This is a genomic window from Paracoccus sp. pheM1, from assembly GCF_018499825.1.
GTDB lineage: Bacteria > Pseudomonadota > Alphaproteobacteria > Rhodobacterales > Rhodobacteraceae > Paracoccus > Paracoccus versutus.
Window position 1 is genome coordinate 914,316 of the sequence record NZ_JAGXCX010000003.1, and the last position, 17,517, is coordinate 931,832.

Consider the following 17,517-nt stretch of genomic DNA (forward strand, 5'->3'; position numbering starts at 1 on the left):
TCTGTCCTCTCCGGGGACGGGTCAGTGGGTGGCGGAGCGGGTCAGTTCGACCGCCTGCTCGTAGAGATCCTGCCGCACGAACGAGCCGAAGTCGGGCACCTCGGGGATCTTGCCCGCCGCCTTCATCGCCTCGGCGACCGGAATGAGTTCGGCCACCATCTCGTCGGTCACGGCGCGATCCACGCTGATCCGGGTGAAGGCCGTCTCGAGCGCTGCGGCCGGCACCGCGATCCCGCCCTTCGCGATCTGTTCGGCGGCGAGTTTCCCGGCCTCGGCCGGATCGGCCTCGATGAAGCGCGCCGCGTCGATGGTCGAGGCCAGGAACTTGACGATGGTCTCGGGATTGGCGTCGGTGAAGCTGCGGCTGGCGAGCAGGAAGTTCGGGCTTTCGTTCACGCCCTTGAGAGAGACGAGCCGCTTGACGTTGCCCATCTCCTCGGCGATGGCCACGAAGGGCTCCCACATCACCGCGCCGTCCACGAGCTTTTGCTCGACCGCGGCGCGCAGGTCGTCGATCTTCATGTTGACGATCTGGAAGTCGGCCTCGCTCATCCCCTGCTGCTGGAGATAGACGAGGAACGTGCCGTAGGTTCCGGTTCCCGTGACGACGCCGAGCTTGCGGCCCTTGAGATCCTGGATGCTGCCGATGTCGGAATCGGCCCGCACCACCACGCTGTAGCGGTCGCCGCCCGATTGCTGGGTGCCTATGATGTAGAAGCTTTCGGGCTGCTGGGCCGCAAGCGTCACCAGCCGCCCCGAGCCGCCATTCGCCACGGCGACCCGGCCGGCGAGGAAGGCTTTCAGCATGTCTCCGCCCGAGGAGAACTGCGTGGCCTTGACCTCGAGCCCATAGGGCTGGCCCCAGTCGCGGGCGATATAGACCTCGTCGGGCGGCACCTGCTGGACGCCGACCTCCAGCGTCTCGGCCTGTGCCGTTCCGGCGCCACCCGCCGCGAGGCAGGCCAGCATAAGCCCGCCCAGCATCCGCCGGATGCGGTGCAATCCGTCTTTCGCATTTCCCATGATCTCTCCTCCCGTTTTTATGTCGCGCAGCCCGCCCCTCGTCAGGCGGCCTGCAGGCTCAGCGCATGTTGGCCGGCATGCTCTCCCGCCAGCTTGCCGAAGACCGCCCCCGAGGTGAGGCCGGTGCCGCCCGGATAGTTGTGATAGAAGATGCCGCCCACCATCTCGCCGGCGGAATAGAGGCCGGGGATCGGCCTTCCGGCCCGGTCCATCACCTCGCCCCGCTCGGAAACCTTGACACCGCCGAAGGTGAAGGTCACGCCGCATGTGACGGCATAGGCCTCGAAGGGGGCCTGGTCGATGGTGTTGGCCCAGTTGGATTTCGGCACGGCCAGCCCGTCCGTCCCGCGCCCGTCCTTGACCGTGGGATTGAACGGGACCGAGGTGCGGACCGCCGCATTGTAGGCGCGCACCGTTTCGAGAAAGCGGCGCGGATCGACGCCGTCGAGCTTCCCGGCCAGTTCCTCGAGCGAGTTGGCAGTCACCTTGGTCACTTCGCGGATCCGGTATTCGTCGCGCAGCATCGGCACCACCTTCGCGTCGAATACCTGCCAGGCGAACATGCCGGGCTGGCGCAAGACCTCGTGCCCGTATTTCGCATAGGTGTAGTTGCGGAAGTCCGCTCCCTCGTCCACGAACCGCTCGCCATTCGCATTCACCATGATGCCGAAGGGATAGCTGTGCTTCTGGTAGTTGTCCCCGACGGCCAGGTCGCCATAGGGGGGTGCGTCGCGGTCCCAGCCCACGGCATGGGCGCCCGACCAGTGGCCGCAGGGCATGGCCCCGGCCTCCAGCGCCATCCTGATGCCGTCGCCCATGTTGAAGCGGGTGCCGCGGACCTTGGCCAGATCCCAGTCCGGCCCAAGGTAGCGGGCGCGCATCTCGGCATTGCTTTCGAAGCCGCCGCAGGCCAGCACGACCGAGCGCGCCCGGATCGACCGCCGCCCGGTCGCCGTGCGCACCACGACACCCTTCACCCCGCCGTCGTCGCGCACCAGGTCGACGGCCGGCGTGGAATAGCGGATCTCGATCCCGCCCTTGCGGCAGGCCGCGTGCAGCATCTCGACCAGTCCCGGACCGCCGCCCCAGACCTCGCAGGCCAGCCCGCCCCAGAAGCGGAACCTTCCGTCCACCTTGAACGCCTGCCGCCCGAAGCTGAGCTGGAAGCGGACGCCCTGCTCGCGCATCCAGCGCAGCGTGGGCAAGCTGTTGAGCACCAGGATCTCGACCAGTTCGGGGTCCGTGCGGAACTGGGTCATCCGAAACATGTCGTCGAAAAAGGCGCTGGCGCCGTAGCTGCCGAAATCGGTGATCGCCACCAGATCGTCGGGCACGTCGGGAACCAGCTGGTGCAGGTCGTCGATCCCGTCATAGACGACGCGCATCGCGCCGGCCGTATAGGTGGAATTGCCGCCGGCCTCGGCCTCGGGGGCGGCTTCCAGCATCAGCACGGTCCGGGCGCCGGCCTCGCGTGCGGCCAGCGCGGCACAAGAGGCGGCATTGCCCGCTCCGACCACGATCACGTCGAAATCGGGCGCTTTTTCGTCGTCGGGTGCCGCGTGCAGGGGCGGGGCATAGGTCATGCGGGGACTTCCTCTTCAGAGAACATCGAATAATCCACACCGCGCCCGATGCCGCGCCGCAGCCCCTCGAGCCGCAGTGCCTGCCCAGGGGCGATATTGGCAAGGCTGACATTGGCGCCGAACCGGCGGATCAGGTCGGCGTGCTGCGCGGGAAAGCGCAGCGGATCGGCTTCGATCAGGATGTCGGCGAACCACGGCTCGCGCGCAAGGCGGTCGAGGATGCCCGCATCGCTCCTGGTCGCCAGCTCGATCTCGGACTGCTCGACGATGACGTGATGCGCGCCCTTGTCGCGCACGGCGCCGATGATCCCGGCCAGGCGGTCGATATCCAGCGACTCGTCGGGCGTCTTGCGGCCGAATTCGTAGATCACGTCAAAACCGCGGTCGCGGAACCAGCCGATCCAGCGGTCGCGCTCGGCCGGGTCGAGCCGAATGTAGTTTTCCGAGATCTCGAGCCCCTGGATGCCGAGCCCGCGGAGCAGGGGGACCAACGCCTCCACCTCGCCCTGGCGATGGGCCCATTCGAAGAGGATGCCGCCCGAGAAGGTCGCGACGCCGGCCGCGCCATAGGCCGCGACGATCCGGGCCAGCGGCTCCTGCGGCATGAGCAGGGCGTTCATCGCATAGATCTTGGCGAAGTCGATATAGGGTCCGGCGATCGCCAGCAGATCCTCGACGCCCTGCACCCCGGTCCAGCCTGCGCTGTCGGGGCCGAAATCGATCACGGCGGTCAGCCCGCCGCCCGGCCCGCCCATGTCGCGCGGAGGAAGGCTGAGCGTCATCGGCCGGCCCCGGCTTGCGGGTGGCCGGCGAGGCGGGATGGTCGGCCAAGGAGCAGCCAGGATCGCATGATTCCCTCCATGCTTGGAATAGTAGCTGTTGCTAACACTATATGCTGCCTTCTATTATCCCAACAAGAAAGATCCTTTTCTTGGCAATAGCTTAGCTGGAAGCGGCATGCCGTGCCGGAGGGAACAAGTCCGTGCTACACGCCGTGAAACCAAGATTTCGAGGCTGCTTCGATAGTTTGCAGGGGTCCGTTCCCCCTTGGCCAGCCTGCCGCAGGCCGAGGGGCTGCTTGCCGGCCAGGACCGTGATGCGGGTTGGTTCCGCGACGCCCTGGAAAGGCAAGGGGATCAACCCACCGCCTGCCGCCGCCACGTGGCGGGATCTTGCGCTGCCGCGGACACCCGTCCGCCGTCGCCCCCTCTGCCGGATCGGCTGCGCCAAGCGCTCCTGGGGCGCGCAAAAATCAAGATCGCATTACAGCAGTTGAGCAGCTTTGACATGAAAAATTGTCGACAGTCGCCATTTTTGGTTGCCGCATGGGTATTTTCGGCTTAGCTGGATCAAGAACACAACCATCGACGGGTAAGGAATGCGCACGTCTGTCCTTGCGCCTTGCGTTCTCATCATCGCGGGACTTGCGGGATGGACTGCCTCGGCGCTGAAGTTGCCGCTTGCCTGGGTGCTTGCGCCGATGCTGGTGGTGGCGCTTGCCTCGATGGCGGGCCTGCGGATGCCAGAGATCCGCATGGGGCGGAAAATCGGACAGCTGATCGTCGGCTCGGCCATCGGCCTGACCATGACGCCGCAAGCGGCAGGGATGCTGGTCGCATGGTCGCCTCTCATGGTGCTGACCGCCTTTGTCGCGATCGGCGTCACCGGGCTGCTGACGGTGCCCTTTGCCCGGCTGTCGGGGCAGGATACGGCTACCGCCTTCTTCTCGCTGACACCGGGGGGGCTTTCGGAAATGGCCCATGTCGGCGCAGCCGAAGGCGCAAGGACCGAGGTGGTCGCCTTGGCCCAGGCGGTGCGCGTCGCCGTTCTGGTGACGGTTCTGCCGCTTCTTCTGCGCAGTTTCGGTGAGGACGGCGGCCTTCTGTCGCAGGAAGGTCGTCTGGATCTGCCGGTATTCGTCTATGCGGGGGTGCTGCTGGCCTGTCTTCTTTCGATCCGGCTGGTGCGCTATATCGGGGCCAACAATCCCTGGATGATCGGCGCGCTGCTGGCGGCGGCGCTTCTGGCCGGGTCGGGCTTGGTGTCGGGGCGCACGCCCTGGATGCCCTTTGCCCTTGGCCAGTATCTGATCGGCATTTCCATCGGCGCCCGGTTTGAACGCGAACGGATGAAAGGCATCCTGCGGATACTGGGCCTTGCCATGGCAATGGTGCTGGTCCTGTCGCTTGTGCTGGCGGGCTATGCCTGGCTGTTGTCGCGGATCAGCGGACAGGGGCTTTCCACGACGATCTTGCTGACCTCGCCGGGGGGAATGGCCGAAATGGCGCTGACTGCAACCGCTTTGCATCTGAATGTGATGCTGGTCACGGGCTTCCATTTCGCCCGGTCCTTTATCGTCAATGCCTATGTGTCGAACTTCTATCGCCTGTTCCTGCGGCTCGGGGTCTTCGGACATATGGAGCAGCTGCTGAGCAGGTTGGCGGGGGAGAAGCGCCGTTGATCGGCGCCGGTCATCTGAGGAGGAGAAGAAGGATGGAGACGAATGGCACCGCGGGCCGGATGCTGTCCGGGCAGGTCGCGCTGGTGACTGGCGGGGTGCGGCGCATCGGACGTTCGATCGCGCTCGCCCTTGCGGGTGCGGGGGCGGATGTGGTGATCAATGCCCGCAGTTCGGCCGAAGAGGCCGAGACGGTTTGCCGCGAGATCGAGGCCATGGGCGTGCGCGCGATGGCGCATCTGGCGGATGTGACGGATGACGATCAGGTCGCGCGAATGCGGCGGAAGGTGCTGGAGCGCTTCGGCCGCCTGGACATCCTGGTCAACAATGCGGCAATCCGGCAAGAGGCGGCGCTGACCGAGATGAGCCTTGCCGAGTGGCGCGGCGTGCTTTCGGTGATCCTGGACGGGGCTTTCCTGACCAGCCGGGCGTTTCTTCCGGCGATGGCAGGGCAGGGTTATGGCCGGATCATCAATATCGGCGGGGTCAGTTCCCATACCGGCGCCAGCCGGCGTGCCCATGTCGCTGCGGCCAAGGCCGGGATCGAAGGCTTCACCCGTGCGCTTGCCGTGGAATTCGCGAATTGCGGCGTTACCGCGAATTGCGTGGTGCCCGGCAAGATCGGCGGCAAGCGTTCGGCCACCTCGGGCGAATCGTTCAGCCTGCATGGCCATGAAGCCCGCCCCATCGTCGGCCGCGAGGGGCGGCCGGAGGATGTCGCCGCCATGGTCCTGACGCTCTGCGGCCCCGCGGGAGGGTTCATCACCGGGCAGTCTCTGCACGTGAACGGTGGTTTGTTCTTGACATGAGCGAGCGTTCTCGCAATCTTGAAATTGTCGACAGGCGACAATCGACTATCGGGGCGCAGGGAGACGCCCAGGGAGGAAATATGAAGCATCATGGAATCCGGGGGCTGCTGGGTGCGGCCGCCGTCGCCGCATCTCTTGTGGCTGCACCGCCGGTGCTGGCGGACTATCCCGTCCAGACCGTCCGCCTGATCACCCATTCCAGCCCCGGCGGCGGAATGGATGTTTTCCTGCGCAAGATTGGCCAGCATCTCGGCCCGATCATGGGCGTTCATTTCGTCGTCGAGAGCGTGACCGGCAGCGGCGGCGCCGCGGCCATGGCCGCCGTGGCGAACGGGCCAAAGGACGGCAGCGTCTTCTATGGCTCGACGCCGACCCATATCATCACGTCGCTGCTCAGCAACCCGTCTGTGACCTATGAAGAGATGGAGCCGGTGGTCAATCTCTTCAACGATCCGCAGACGGTCTACGTGCTGACCGAAAGCCCCTATCAGACGCTGGGCGATGTCGTGGCCGCCGCAAAGGAAAACCCGTCCAGCATCGTGGTCTCGGTCTCCACCCCCGGTTCACTCGACCGTCAGGTGATGGAGGAATTCCAGACCCTCACTGATAGCTCGATGATCGTGCTGACCCATGACGGCGGCGGCGATGCGATCCTCAGCGTGCTGAACGGCACCGCCCAGGTCGGCGTCAGCGAGATTGCGGAACTGCGCGGCCAGATCGAGGCGGGAAAGGTGCGCATCATCGCCACCTATACCGACGAGCGCGTGCCGGGAATCGGCGATGTGCCCACCGCCAAGGAGCAGGGCTATGACCTGGTGATCTCGAAGTTCCGCGGCATCGCGGGGGCGAAAGACCTGCCCCCCGAGGTGATCGCCGCCTGGGAGGAAGGCGTGGCAAAGCTGATGGAGGATCCCGAGTTCCGCGCCTGGTATGAGGCCGAGGGCCTGCAGAACGCCTATCAGACCCAGGCCGAGGCGGTTGCCGCGCGCGAGGCGTTCGTGACCTCGCTGCAGGCGTTCTTCGAAAAATTCGACATCAACTGACGGCGGAGGGGAACGACATGCGCAAGGCGACGCTGGCCGTATCGGCAGCCCTGTTCGTCCTGGCGGTGGCCTATTGGCTTGCGGCCGATGCCATTCCCGCAAGCCGTCTTGCGGGGCAGGTGGGGGCCGACGGCCTGCCGAAGCTGCTCGGCCTCGCGCTCGGGGTGCTCTCGCTGCTTCTGGCGGGGCAGACCCTGTTCGAGATGCGCCGCGCCGCCGCCGCAGGCGGGGGGGATGACCAGGACAAGGGCGAAGACCGGCTGCCGGGCTCGTGGCGCGAGCATCTGCGCGCGCTCGGCCTGATCGGGATCGGGGTGGGCTATCTCCTCGTGCTGCCCCATCTGGGCTACATGGTCTCGGCCGGATTGCTGTTGGCGGCGGTTGCGACCTATGCCGGGTTGAAGCCTTCGCCGGCCACCCTGCTTTTCGCGGCTGGCGGCGGCATCCTCTTCTATCTGATCTTCGTGAAGATCCTGCAGATTCCGCTGCCGGCGGGATTCTGGCCTGGGCTGCTGCGCTGAACGCAGCCCTCCTCTCCACCGTGTGATCGGAAACGTATAATGGATGGACTGACTTACGCATTGACCGCCGTGACCACGCCCTCGACGGTGCTGGCGGCGGCGGGGGGCGTGCTCTGGGGAATTCTCGGAGGGGCCCTGCCGGGGCTTTCGCCATCGATCGCGATGGCGCTTTTGCTGCCCTTCACCTTCGACATGTCGCCGCTGGCGGCGATCATCATGCTGACCGGCGTCTATATCGGGGCGGAATACGGCGGCTCGATCCCCGCCATCCTGATCCGCACGCCGGGCACCAATGCCGCCGCCGCGACGGTGATCGACGGCTATACCCTGCATCAGCAGGGCCGGGGCGGCGAGGCGCTGGGCCTTTCGCTGGTCGCCGGCACCATCGCCGGGCTGGTCGGGCTGATCTGCCTCGTGCTGCTGACTGCGCCGCTTTCCGCGCTGGCGCTTTACTTCAAGCCGCCCGCCTATTTCGCCCTGGCGTTCCTGGGCCTCAGCATCATTGCGGCCCTGTCCGAGGGATCGCTGGTCAAGGGGCTGATCATGGGGGTGATCGGGCTGATGGTGTCGACGGTCGGGACCGATCCCTTGTCGGGGGTGACGCGCTTTACCTTCGACGAGCCGGATCTTCTGGGCGGCATCGACTATATCTTCGTCATGCTGGGCGTTTTCGCGGTGGCCGAGCTGATGTCGAAAGTGGCCGAAAAGGACGGGGGCGACGGCGGCATCACAAAGACCGTGGCGCGGGTGAAGCTGCCGAGCCTGCAGAAGCTGTGGGAGTTGCGGCGCGCCCAGGCCATCGGCACGGCAGTGGGCATCATCGAGGGACCGATCCCCGGTGCGGGCGGCACCGTCGCGGCCTTCCTCTCTTATAACGAGACGAAGCGCTGGTCGAAGACGCCCGAGAAATTCGGCAAGGGCTCTGAGGAGGGCGTCGTCGCGCCCGAAGCCGCGAACAACGCCGTGACGTCCAGTGCGCTGATCCCGACGCTTTCATTCGGCATCCCCGGCTCGAACTCCATGGCGATCCTGCTGGGCGGGCTGCTGATCCACGGCATCCAGCCGGGGCCGATGCTGCTGAGTTCGCGCCCGGATCTGGTCTATGGGCTGTTCGGCGGCCTGTTCATGTCGAACATCTTCATGCTGATCTTTGGCCTTCTGGTCCTTGGTCCGGCGATCTGGCTGGTGAACCGGCCCAAGCCCTACCTGACCGCCGGGATCTTCATGGTCGTGCTGTCGGGGATCTATGTGATCAACCAGAGCCTGTTCGACTTCTGGATCGTGCTGGCGGCCGGGATCATCGGCTACGGGATGCGGCTGCTGAAATTCCCGGTCCTGCCGCTGATCCTGGGCATCGTGCTGGGCTACATGGTGGAATCCAACTATCGCCGCTCGCTTCTGCTGACCAATGGCGAGCATCGCGTGTTCTTCGAAAACCCGCTCAGCCTGGGCCTGCTGATCTGCGCCGGGCTGATCATCGGAATGGCGATCCTGAGCGAAATCCGCCGCTTCCGCCGCTCGGGGGTCGAGGTCCATGGCTGACAACGCAAGGGACCGCCTGGGGGCGGGCGGTCCATCGGTTCAGGGGAAAGGCACAACGATGGGAAAACACATGCGCGTTTCGGCCGGGACGGCAGTCGCGGAACAATTCGCCGCCTGGGCGGCGGGGTTGCGGGCGGCGGATCTTCCCGCCGAGGTCCGGGTCCGCGCGCAAGAGGCGCTGATCGACCATCTCGGCCTCGTCGTCTCGGCGCGGAACGAACCCTATGTCGCGGCCGTTCTGGCCGGGCTCGACAGCCGCGGCACCTGCACCGCCTTTGGCCATGAGGGCGGCCTCGACATGGCCGGGGCGGCGCTCGTGAACGGCACCGCCGCCCATGGCGAGGATTACGACGATACCTTCGAGGGCACACCCATGCACCCCGGCGCCGCCGTCATTCCGGCGACCCTGGCGGCGGCAGAGCATTCCGGCGCGGGGGGCGAGGCGGTCCTTTGCGGCATCGTCGCCGGGGCCGAGCTGATGTGCCGCATGGCGATCGTCGCCCCGATGGCGCAGCACCGGGCGGGCTTTCACCCCACGGCTGTCGCCGGGGCGATGGGCGCGGCTGCGGCGGTCTCGGTGGTGTTGGGGCTGGATGCGAAGCGGATGACGGATGCGCTTGGCATCGCGGGCAGCATGGCCTCGGGGATCATCGAATATCTCGCCGAGGGCACCTGGACCAAGCGGCTCCACCCCGGCTGGGCGGCGCAAAGCGGAATCCGCGCCGCCCATTTCGCCCGAGGCGGGTTCAGGGGGCCGCGCACCGTGTTCGAGGGCGAGCATGGATTTTTCCACGCTTTCGGCATCGAAAGCATCCCCCCCGATGTCACCCGCATCACCGACGAACTTGGCCGGCGCTGGCATTTCGCCGACATCGCCTTCAAGCCCTATGCCTGCGGCACCATGGTGCAGCCCTTCATCGATTGCGCCATCGCCCTTGCGCGCGAGGGGCTGGCGGTGTCCGACATCGACAGCATCCTGTGCAAGGTCGGCGAGGGCACGGTTCATCGGCTCTGGGAACCGCTGGCCGAAAAGCGCCGCCCCAGCACCCCTTATTCCGCCAAGTTCAGCGTGCCCTACGGGGTGGCCGTGGGGCTTCTCGACCAGGAGGCGGGGCTCCGCCAGTTCACCGAAAAGCGGATCCGGGATGCCGCGCTGCTGGATCTGACGGGGCGGATCAGCTACGAGATCGACCCCGATGACGAATACCCCCGCAACTACACCGGCACCGTCATCGCCACCCTGAAGGACGGCAGCACGCGCACCGCGCGGCAGCCCCATCTACGCGGCGGGCGCCGCGAGAGGCTTCCGCGAGAAGAGATTGTCGCCAAGTTTCGCGCCAACTGCCGTTTCGGCGGTTGGGACGATGCGCGGACCGAAGCGCTGCTTTCGTCGGCACAATCGCTGTTTATGGCAGAGAATATGGCTATGCTTGCAGGGTTCCGCGGATAGAACGCCGAGGAAGGATCTGGAGTTGACACAGGTGATGGAATGACGGGCGCAACCAGGCAGAAAAGCGAAGAATCCGGTCAGCCGGGCACGTCCGGCATCCGGTTCCTGAAGGGCAATTCCCTCAGCGAACTGGTCCGCCACGAGATCGAGGCCATGATCGTTGCCGGTCACTTCGCCCCCAACGAGCGGATCAACGAGATGAGCCTGGCCGCCCAGTGCGGCGTCAGCCGTGCTCCGGTGCGCGAGGCATGCCGGGCGCTCGCGGCGGTGGGGTTGCTGGAATATATCCCCAACCGGGGCCTTTTCGTGCGCCAGATGGACGAGGCCGAGCTGCGCGAGGTGGATATCGCGCGCGGCTTCGCCTTCGGCGCCGTCGCCTGGAGCCTCGCGGAAAACGCCACGCCTGCGCAACTGCATGAACTGCGCGGGCATATCCTGGGGATGGACGAGGCGGTCGCCGCCGATGACGTCAGCGCCTATTACCCGCTGAATGTCGCGTTCCACACCGCGCTTTGCGAGATGTGCGGCAATCGCAGGCTGGCCAACACCTATCAGGGTTTCGCGCGCGAACTGCATGTCCAGCGCTTCCGCGGCCTTTCGGCCCCGGCCAGCCTGCACCTGTCGAACCGCGAACATGGCCAGATCGTCGAGGCCATCGCGGCGGGCGACCCACAGGCGGCCTTCGATGCGGCGCGCGGGCATGTGATGAACGGCTATGCCCGGATCCTCGAACAGCGCCGCGCCATGGACGAAGGCCAGGCCGGGGAGACGGCCGAGGACCCCCCTCCTGAATGACGGACCTGCCCGGCAGTGCCGCGTGCGTGCCGGGCCGCTCCTGCGAATTTGACAACTGAAAGGCTATGAAATGACCGAAGTTTCGGTAACCCGCGATCTTGCGGAATGGATTGTTGCACTCCGCGCCCAGGATATTCCCGACGCCGTCCGGGCCGAGGGGCTGCGCACCTTCGTCAACTGGTTCGGCTGCGCCATCGGGGGGGCGAACCATGTCACCGCAGACCGCGCAATCGCGGCGCTTGCCCCCTTTGCGGGCCAGGCCCAGGCCGGGGTGATCGGCCGCGGGGAAAGGACCGATGTGCTTCATGCCGCGCTGTTCAACGGCATCGCCTCGCATGTGCTGGACTATGACGATACCCATCTGAAGACGATCATCCATCCGGCCGGGCCGGTGGCTTCGGCGCTGATGGCGGTGGCCGGATACAGGGCCGTCACGGGCGCCGATCTGCTGGACGCGCTGATCGTCGGAGTCGAGGTTGAGTGCCGCATCGGCAATGCGGTCTATCCGCACCATTACGACCGTGGCTGGCACATCACCGGCACGGCCGGCGTCTTTGGCGCCGCGGCGGCAATGTCCAGGCTGCTGGGGCTGGACGCGGAGCGGACGACCTGGGCGCTCGGGATCGCGGCCACCCAGTCCTCGGGGCTGCGCGAGATGTTCGGGACCATGTGCAAGAGCCTGCATCCCGGACGCGCGGCGCAGAACGGCGCGGCCGCGGCCTTCCTGGCCGAGGCCGGTTTCGACAGCTCGCTGCGCGGCATCGAGGCGCCGCGCGGCTTTGCCAACGTGCTTTCGGACAAGCAGGATTATTCGGAAATCCTTGGCGGCTTGGGCAGCCGCTGGGAAGCCGCGCTGAACAGCTACAAGCCCTTCGCCTGCGGCATCGTGATCCACCCCACCATCGACGGCTGCTGCCAGCTGCGCGAACGGCTGGGCGCGGAAGTGGCCGAAATCGCCTCGGTCGAACTGACCACCCATCCGCTGGTGCTGGAGCTGACCGGCAAACGGACGCCGCGGACCGGGCTGGAGACCAAGTTCAGCGTCTATCATGCCGCGGCGGTCGCGCTGCTGCATGGCGACGGCTCACCCACCGCCTTCACCGACGAGATCGCGCAGGATCCTCGGGTCATCGCCTTGCGCGACAGGGTAACTGCGACGGCGGGCGAGATTGCCGAGGACGAGGTGCGCATCACGCTGGTCATGAAGGACGGGCGGCGGATCGATCATCACGTCGAACATGCCATCGGCAGCGTCGAGCGCCCGCTGACCAACGAGGAGTTGAACGATAAATTCCTGCGCCAGTCGGCCCTGGTCATCGGCGAGGAGCAAAGCCGCAAGGCGCTGGACCTGGCCTGGAAACTGCCGGATCTGGCTTCCCCGGCCGGATTGGTCGACGTGACCGTTCCGCATGCGGGCGGCTTCGTCGCCAAGCTTGCTCGGTGAGGTTTTGCCATATGTCGGAGGGCGGCGCGCCCTCCGCACGCAAACAGGGACACTGATCGGAATATTGCAGACTGCATGAGGGCGGAAAAGGGCAGGGCCAAATTTCCGAACCGGCATGCCTGTTGGCGGGAGGATATTGCAAGGACAAGCATTTAGAATGCAGTTTCACAAAGGGAGGAGCACCATGAAACAAATGACTGGATTGTCAGGGTCGTTTAAGGGGGCGGTTTTTGGTCTTGCCAGCTTGATAATCACGAGCAGCGCGGTTTTCGCCCAGGGCGAGCCCATGACCGTCGTTGAACAGGGAAGCTTTTTTGTCGGCGGCCATTCTCTACAGGCGGCTGGCGAGTTTGATGCCGGAGCGCTCGGGTATACCGACAAGGGACAGACCTTCTGGAAGGATCAGATGTATGTTCAATACCAGATCCCGGCGGACGCTCGAAAGCTGCCTATCGTCCTTGTGCATGGCGGAGGCGGTACCGGGCGCGTCTGGGAAACGACGCCAGATGGCCGCGAGGGCTATCAGACCATTTTCCTCCGTCGCGGCTTCCCGGTCTATATCGTAGATGCACCTCGCCGTGGTCGGTCGGGATATCCAAGCTACAATGGGCCGTTTGGACAGCTTGATGGCGACGAAATCATCCCGAACAGGACGCAGCGCGCTGGTATTCAATATGCTTGGAGCCGGTGGAGAATCGGGCCCAAATATCCGGAAGTCTTTCCGGTCCAGCAGTTTGATGTCGAGAACATCGAAAGCTTCATCCAGCACCTGGTCCCGGATGTGAATCGCGATCCCGATGCAGTGGTTCAGGCCCTTGTCGCACTTCTGGAAAAAATCGGGCCGGCCATTCTGGTTACGCATTCGGAGTCCGGCATCTATGGATGGAAGACCGCCACCTTGTCCGATAATGTGAAGGGCATCGTCTCGTATGAGCCGGGATTTGTCTTCCCGGAGGATTCCATGCCTGATCCCATACCGCTTTTCGAAGGGGAAATGGCTGCCGGCAGTGTTGTCTCGAACGATGAGTTTGCCAAGCTTGCAAACATTCCTATCCAGATCGTCTATGGTGACAATATCCCAAGCGAGCCAATCCCTGATATCCCTGCGGACGGTCGGCGTGCCCAGGTTGTTGCATCCCAGCTATTTGCGGATTTCTTGAATGGAATTGGGGGGAACGCAAGCATTCTTTCGTTGCCGTCTGTGGGGCTGTTCGGGAATTCTCATTTCATGTTCTCGGACTTGAACAACCTGCAAGTCGCAGATCAGCTTTCCAAATTCCTGGCAGAAAACGAATTGGATCAACGCTGATTTCACTTTGGAAGTAAAAGTGGTGTGATCGCCCGCTTGCGTGGGCGATCATCACCATGAATTATTGGAAGAATGGGGAAATACCGGGCGCCAGCACGAAAGAAGGTGCTCGCGCTGGCCTGACGGGGCAGAGTTTCCATTGAGCGGCTCGTTGGAATAAATCGCAAGGTTTGATAGATGCACGCACCCATCTTTCACTTGCTCCGGGCCCGAGTAAAATGCTTGTCCCCACCGGCATGGTTCATTGCCTAACAGACTGCGGAAAAAGGGCCCTGACACGGCGTCGTGGCGAAATTCATTCTGGATTCGGCGAAGATTTGCCCATCGTCTCCGACTCCATTTCGGCGGCATTCACCGCATGCCGAAACGTGTTGCTGTTGACCCAGACCAGCCGGTCCGACAGCCCGGTGCGTCGCGATCTCGGCCGGCAGCAGCCCGACCGGCGCGCGATCAGGCGCGGCGTTCATGATGCGCCGCACCCGCCAGCGGGTGGCGATGTCGCGCAGGGCCGCGACCTGCGCCTCGTCCGGCCAAAGCCGGATCTTGCCGACCATGAAACCTCGGCACCGTCCAGGCGCAGCTTGCCCGAATTGGCCTGCCAGCCGGGGTCGATCCCGGTCGGAACGATCCGCACCTCGCCGGTGCGTTCATTCCTGACCACGCGGTCTGGCGCCTCCGGCTCCTCGGAAACCCTGCGCCGGGCTGCCTCGGCCTTCGTCACCTGCCGCGTCCAGGATTTGCAGCCCCAGCCGTTCGGCGGCATCCACGCGTCCCACAATGGGCTGTCGACCGGCAGGATCAGGCTGGCCGGTGCTTCTCGCCGGGACCGGTCCGATATTCCAGGAAGGAGAATGCGCTCCCACTGCCCAGCCGCGCGGGCCGAGCAGAGGTTCGCATTATAGATCGTGCGCAGCCGGCGCGGGCCGCCGAGTTGCACCAGCTCGGTCTCGCCGGTCAGCGGATCGACCATCTCGCGCTTGCCCCATCAATCGGCCAGCTTCGGGTTTGCGCGCCAGCTTTTCTGGAACGCATCGAAGGGCAAGCCCTCAGCGCCTTCTGCACCTCGCCCCTCATGGCATCGGGCAGGTCGAACGCCATGGCCTTGGCGACGGTGAAGGCGACGGCATGTTCCTCGGGCTCGACGTCCTCCCAACCCCAAAGCCGGCCGCAGTCCCTTGACGTGATGAACGACAACCTGGTGGCATGGCGGGTCTTTCTCGATCAGGTCATGGGTCGCCCCTGCCTTGGCGTCGGATTGGCCAGCTGCGTCTTGCCTCTTGTGGTCGAGGCCGTGGCAAATCGCGCGCTTCCACGGAATACCGGCGGTCGGCTGCTTGTGCGGGATCGACCCTGCGGAGTCCGGCGCCCGCCGCAGATTCAGCGCATCTTGCTGCAACGGGCAGACAGCGTGCCGTGGGTTGCCTAACTGATGGCTAAATCCGGGCGCGGGGTGATGCGCCAACGCGGGCTGGACTGGTATCTGGAGCGGGCCTTCCGCAGCGCACCGCTGAACCGGTCGACCGTACGCAATCCCGATTGGATGGCGTTGATCCGAAACGCCTGTGAGCATCTGCTGAAACAGGGTCCTGCGACCTTCGTGCTTTCGCGCCACCGCATGGATACCGCGCTGTGAAGGCTGGCCAAAATTCCTCGCGGCAGCACTGACGGAAAGGTATGGAGAGGACCGAGATTCTGGTCTGAACTGCCCATGGAGCCTGTACTTCCTCTGCGGGTCTCCGCCGCAAGGTAAGAGCAATGCGGCCAGGGAAACGCCTTCTCCTGCATATGCAAGCCTGGCCTGTCCTTCGGCCTATACCGGGGCGTGCTCTAGCCGGGTGCGCCTATTGCATCCGGCCGATCGTGGTGGCCTTGCGCCGCGCTGCGCCATATTGCCGACACAATGGGTGCTGTCGGCCTTGGGTGCCGAGGTTGCGACGGCGGGATCGGGCCGGTCGGCGATCGACTGCGCGGCGAAGCAATCCTTCGCTATTCTGCTGCTGGACCTGCGGATGCCCGATGCCGCCTCAAACAAGCGGGGGACGAATCCTCGGCCCGCCGCCCCAGCCGGGCTTTCCCGCCGTCAGGCAAGCCATCCTCACCGCGCGCGGGCAGCCAATCCGGTGTCCCCACTGCCGCAAATCCTTGCCCATGAAGACTTTGCCAAGGCAGGGCTAATCCAGCGGCGTGTTCACGGGCGTTTCCATGAAGACCGCTATCGCTCGCGGAAGGCGCGATTGAACTGGTCGGTCAAGGGCTTGGCAAGGTAAGAGAACGCTGTGCGTTCCTCGGTCGTGACGAAAACCTCGACGGGCATGCCCGGCACCAGTTGCAGCCCGGCCAGCTTTGCCAATTCTTCGGGGCCGACCTCGATATCCCCGGCATAGAAGCTGTCGCCGGTGGGGCCGACGCGCGAGGTGGCCGCCGCCACATAGGTCATCACGCCCTCGAGTTCGGGGGTGGTGCGCTGGTTGAAGGCGGAAAAGCGCAGCCGGGCGGTCTGGCCCACGGCAATCTGGTCGATGCTGGCGGGGGCGAATTTCACCCCGATCTTCAGCCGTGCATCTTCGGGAACGATGGTGGCCAGCACCTCGGCCGGGGATATGACACCGCCGATGGTATGGATCTTCATCTCGTTCACGATCCCCGCGATCGGGGCACGGATGTCGGTGCGGGTCAGCCGGTCCTCTATCGCCGCGCGGCGGTCCTGCAATTCCGAGATGCGGGTTTCGACAAGGCTCAGTTCGCGCTGCGCCTCGGTGCGCGCGGTTTCATCGATGGCGATGATCTGCAAGCGCACCTCGTTGGTGCGGGTCTTCGCGCGGGCAATGGCCGCGTCGATCTCGCCGCGTTCGCCAAGCAGCCGGCTGCGTTCGCGCCCGGTGGCGAAGACGCGCGAAACCTCGATCAGCCGCGCCTCGGTCAGCGCCGAGATCCTGAGATGCTCGGCCTCGACCAGTTCGATCTCTTCCAGCTTGGCGGCGCGCTGCGCCTCCAGCCCGGCGATTTCCTCGCCGATCTGCACGATGCCCAGCTCAAGCTGCTGCTTGCGGCTCTCGCGGTTCAGGCGGTTGCCCTCGAAAAGCCGCGTCTCGCCGGCCAGAAGGCTGGCGGTTTCCGCCCCGGCCTCGGTCAGTTCCGGCGGAAAGGCGATGACGGGCTGGTCGTCGCGTTCGGCGACCAGCCGCGCCTGCCGCGCCGCCAGCTCGATCAACTGCGAGCGGACGATCGACAGCTCCGCCCATGTCTGCGCATCGTCGAGGCGGAACAGGACCTGGCCCGCCGTCACGCGGTCGCCCTCTCGGATCTCGATGCTGCCGACGATGCCGCCGTCGCGGTGCTGGATCAGCTTCAGGTTCTGGTCGACCGCCACCTCGCCCTGCGCGATCACCGCGCCGGTCAATTGCGCCGTCGCGGCCCAGCCTCCGATCCCCAGCACCAGAACCGCGCCCAGCAGGAACCCGGCCGCCACGCGCGCGCGAAGGCGAAACCGCCCGTCATCGACAGGCGAGGCGGCGTTGGTCCGGTCTTTGCCCATGGCTT

At 65.3% G+C, this 17,517-nt stretch carries 15 protein-coding genes; 10 read left to right on the top strand and 5 right to left on the bottom strand.

What is annotated here, in order from left to right; genetic code table 11:
• Positions 1 to 21: 21 nt before the first annotated feature.
• From KF941_RS27105 to KF941_RS27115, 3 genes are read right to left on the bottom strand one after another with little or no spacing between them, the layout of a single operon-like run.
• On the bottom strand, positions 22 to 1,023 hold the full coding sequence (locus KF941_RS27105) for an NrtA/SsuA/CpmA family ABC transporter substrate-binding protein (protein ID WP_036753105.1): 1,002 nt from the start codon (positions 1,021 to 1,023) through the stop codon (positions 22 to 24).
• A 41-nt stretch (positions 1,024 to 1,064) separates the two neighbouring features.
• On the bottom strand, positions 1,065 to 2,606 hold the full coding sequence (gene tcuA / locus KF941_RS27110; RefSeq protein ID WP_214275163.1) for an FAD-dependent tricarballylate dehydrogenase TcuA: 1,542 nt from the start codon (positions 2,604 to 2,606) through the stop codon (positions 1,065 to 1,067).
• The gene (locus tag KF941_RS27115) at positions 2,603 to 3,388 is read right to left on the bottom strand and encodes a phosphosulfolactate synthase (protein WP_036753111.1); all 786 of its coding nucleotides are present in this window, start codon (positions 3,386 to 3,388) and stop codon (positions 2,603 to 2,605) included. The genes tcuA and KF941_RS27115 overlap by 4 nt, the downstream gene beginning before the upstream one ends.
• A 596-nt stretch (positions 3,389 to 3,984) precedes the next feature.
• Here KF941_RS27115 and KF941_RS27120 point away from each other — a divergent pair.
• The 9 genes from KF941_RS27120 to KF941_RS27160 all read left to right on the top strand — a co-directional run bounded on the left by KF941_RS27120 (position 3,985) and on the right by KF941_RS27160 (position 13,977).
• Positions 3,985 to 5,067: an AbrB family transcriptional regulator gene (locus KF941_RS27120; protein WP_084196978.1), complete on the top strand. Its 1,083-nt coding sequence runs from the start codon at positions 3,985 to 3,987 to the stop codon at positions 5,065 to 5,067.
• Between the two features lie 32 nt (positions 5,068 to 5,099).
• A complete protein-coding gene (locus tag KF941_RS27125) occupies positions 5,100 to 5,873 on the top strand; it encodes an SDR family oxidoreductase (protein WP_214275164.1) in 774 nt (257 codons plus the stop codon).
• Between the two features lie 80 nt (positions 5,874 to 5,953).
• Positions 5,954 to 6,916: a tripartite tricarboxylate transporter substrate binding protein gene (locus tag KF941_RS27130; RefSeq protein ID WP_181180802.1), complete on the top strand. Its 963-nt coding sequence runs from the start codon at positions 5,954 to 5,956 to the stop codon at positions 6,914 to 6,916.
• Positions 6,917 to 6,933: 17 nt separating this feature from the next.
• Positions 6,934 to 7,437: a tripartite tricarboxylate transporter TctB family protein gene (locus KF941_RS27135; RefSeq protein WP_036753121.1), complete on the top strand. Its 504-nt coding sequence runs from the start codon at positions 6,934 to 6,936 to the stop codon at positions 7,435 to 7,437.
• Between the two features lie 39 nt (positions 7,438 to 7,476).
• Positions 7,477 to 8,979, top strand: coding sequence for a tripartite tricarboxylate transporter permease (locus KF941_RS27140; RefSeq protein ID WP_036753124.1), 1,503 nt, complete (start codon positions 7,477 to 7,479; stop codon positions 8,977 to 8,979).
• Between the two features lie 70 nt (positions 8,980 to 9,049).
• The gene (locus tag KF941_RS27145; protein WP_214275165.1) at positions 9,050 to 10,429 is read left to right on the top strand and encodes an MmgE/PrpD family protein; all 1,380 of its coding nucleotides are present in this window, start codon (positions 9,050 to 9,052) and stop codon (positions 10,427 to 10,429) included.
• Positions 10,430 to 10,468: 39 nt separating this feature from the next.
• Positions 10,469 to 11,224, top strand: coding sequence for an FCD domain-containing protein (locus tag KF941_RS27150; protein ID WP_214275166.1), 756 nt, complete (start codon positions 10,469 to 10,471; stop codon positions 11,222 to 11,224).
• 70 nt (positions 11,225 to 11,294) lie between these two features.
• Positions 11,295 to 12,668, top strand: coding sequence for an MmgE/PrpD family protein (locus KF941_RS27155; protein ID WP_214275167.1), 1,374 nt, complete (start codon positions 11,295 to 11,297; stop codon positions 12,666 to 12,668).
• Positions 12,669 to 12,852: 184 nt separating this feature from the next.
• Entirely contained in the window at positions 12,853 to 13,977 is a 1,125-nt protein-coding gene (locus tag KF941_RS27160) for an alpha/beta fold hydrolase (protein ID WP_214275168.1), read from the top strand.
• A 463-nt stretch (positions 13,978 to 14,440) separates the two neighbouring features.
• Here KF941_RS27160 and KF941_RS27165 read toward each other — a convergent pair whose 3' ends face one another.
• Entirely contained in the window at positions 14,441 to 14,947 is a 507-nt protein-coding gene (locus tag KF941_RS27165; RefSeq protein WP_214275169.1) for a hypothetical protein, read from the bottom strand.
• A 459-nt stretch (positions 14,948 to 15,406) separates the two neighbouring features.
• Between KF941_RS27165 and KF941_RS27170 the strand changes: the two genes are divergently transcribed.
• The gene (locus KF941_RS27170; protein ID WP_214275170.1) at positions 15,407 to 15,610 is read left to right on the top strand and encodes a hypothetical protein; all 204 of its coding nucleotides are present in this window, start codon (positions 15,407 to 15,409) and stop codon (positions 15,608 to 15,610) included.
• Positions 15,611 to 16,189: 579 nt separating this feature from the next.
• Here KF941_RS27170 and KF941_RS27175 read toward each other — a convergent pair.
• Entirely contained in the window at positions 16,190 to 17,512 is a 1,323-nt protein-coding gene (locus KF941_RS27175; protein WP_214275171.1) for an HlyD family type I secretion periplasmic adaptor subunit, read from the bottom strand.
• Positions 17,513 to 17,517: the final 5 nt, after the last annotated feature.

Excerpts from the sequence above, each read along its gene's own strand:
- KF941_RS27150 (WP_214275166.1), top strand. The coding sequence starts at position 10,469 with ATGACGGGCGCAACCAGGCAGAAAAGCGAAGAATCCGGTCAGCCGGGC.
- KF941_RS27120 (WP_084196978.1), top strand. The coding sequence starts at position 3,985 with ATGCGCACGTCTGTCCTTGCGCCTTGCGTTCTCATCATCGCGGGACTT.
- KF941_RS27170 (WP_214275170.1), top strand. The coding sequence starts at position 15,407 with ATGGCTAAATCCGGGCGCGGGGTGATGCGCCAACGCGGGCTGGACTGG.
- KF941_RS27175 (WP_214275171.1), bottom strand. The coding sequence starts at position 17,512 with ATGGGCAAAGACCGGACCAACGCCGCCTCGCCTGTCGATGACGGGCGG.
- KF941_RS27140 (WP_036753124.1), top strand. The coding sequence starts at position 7,477 with ATGGATGGACTGACTTACGCATTGACCGCCGTGACCACGCCCTCGACG.
- KF941_RS27105 (WP_036753105.1), bottom strand. The coding sequence starts at position 1,023 with ATGGGAAATGCGAAAGACGGATTGCACCGCATCCGGCGGATGCTGGGC.
- tcuA (WP_214275163.1), bottom strand. The coding sequence starts at position 2,606 with ATGACCTATGCCCCGCCCCTGCACGCGGCACCCGACGACGAAAAAGCG.
- KF941_RS27125 (WP_214275164.1), top strand. The coding sequence starts at position 5,100 with ATGGAGACGAATGGCACCGCGGGCCGGATGCTGTCCGGGCAGGTCGCG.
- KF941_RS27155 (WP_214275167.1), top strand. The coding sequence starts at position 11,295 with ATGACCGAAGTTTCGGTAACCCGCGATCTTGCGGAATGGATTGTTGCA.
- KF941_RS27160 (WP_214275168.1), top strand. The coding sequence starts at position 12,853 with ATGAAACAAATGACTGGATTGTCAGGGTCGTTTAAGGGGGCGGTTTTT.
- KF941_RS27130 (WP_181180802.1), top strand. The coding sequence starts at position 5,954 with ATGAAGCATCATGGAATCCGGGGGCTGCTGGGTGCGGCCGCCGTCGCC.
- KF941_RS27115 (WP_036753111.1), bottom strand. The coding sequence starts at position 3,388 with ATGACGCTCAGCCTTCCTCCGCGCGACATGGGCGGGCCGGGCGGCGGG.
- KF941_RS27135 (WP_036753121.1), top strand. The coding sequence starts at position 6,934 with ATGCGCAAGGCGACGCTGGCCGTATCGGCAGCCCTGTTCGTCCTGGCG.
- KF941_RS27145 (WP_214275165.1), top strand. The coding sequence starts at position 9,050 with ATGCGCGTTTCGGCCGGGACGGCAGTCGCGGAACAATTCGCCGCCTGG.
- KF941_RS27165 (WP_214275169.1), bottom strand. The coding sequence starts at position 14,947 with ATGGTCGATCCGCTGACCGGCGAGACCGAGCTGGTGCAACTCGGCGGC.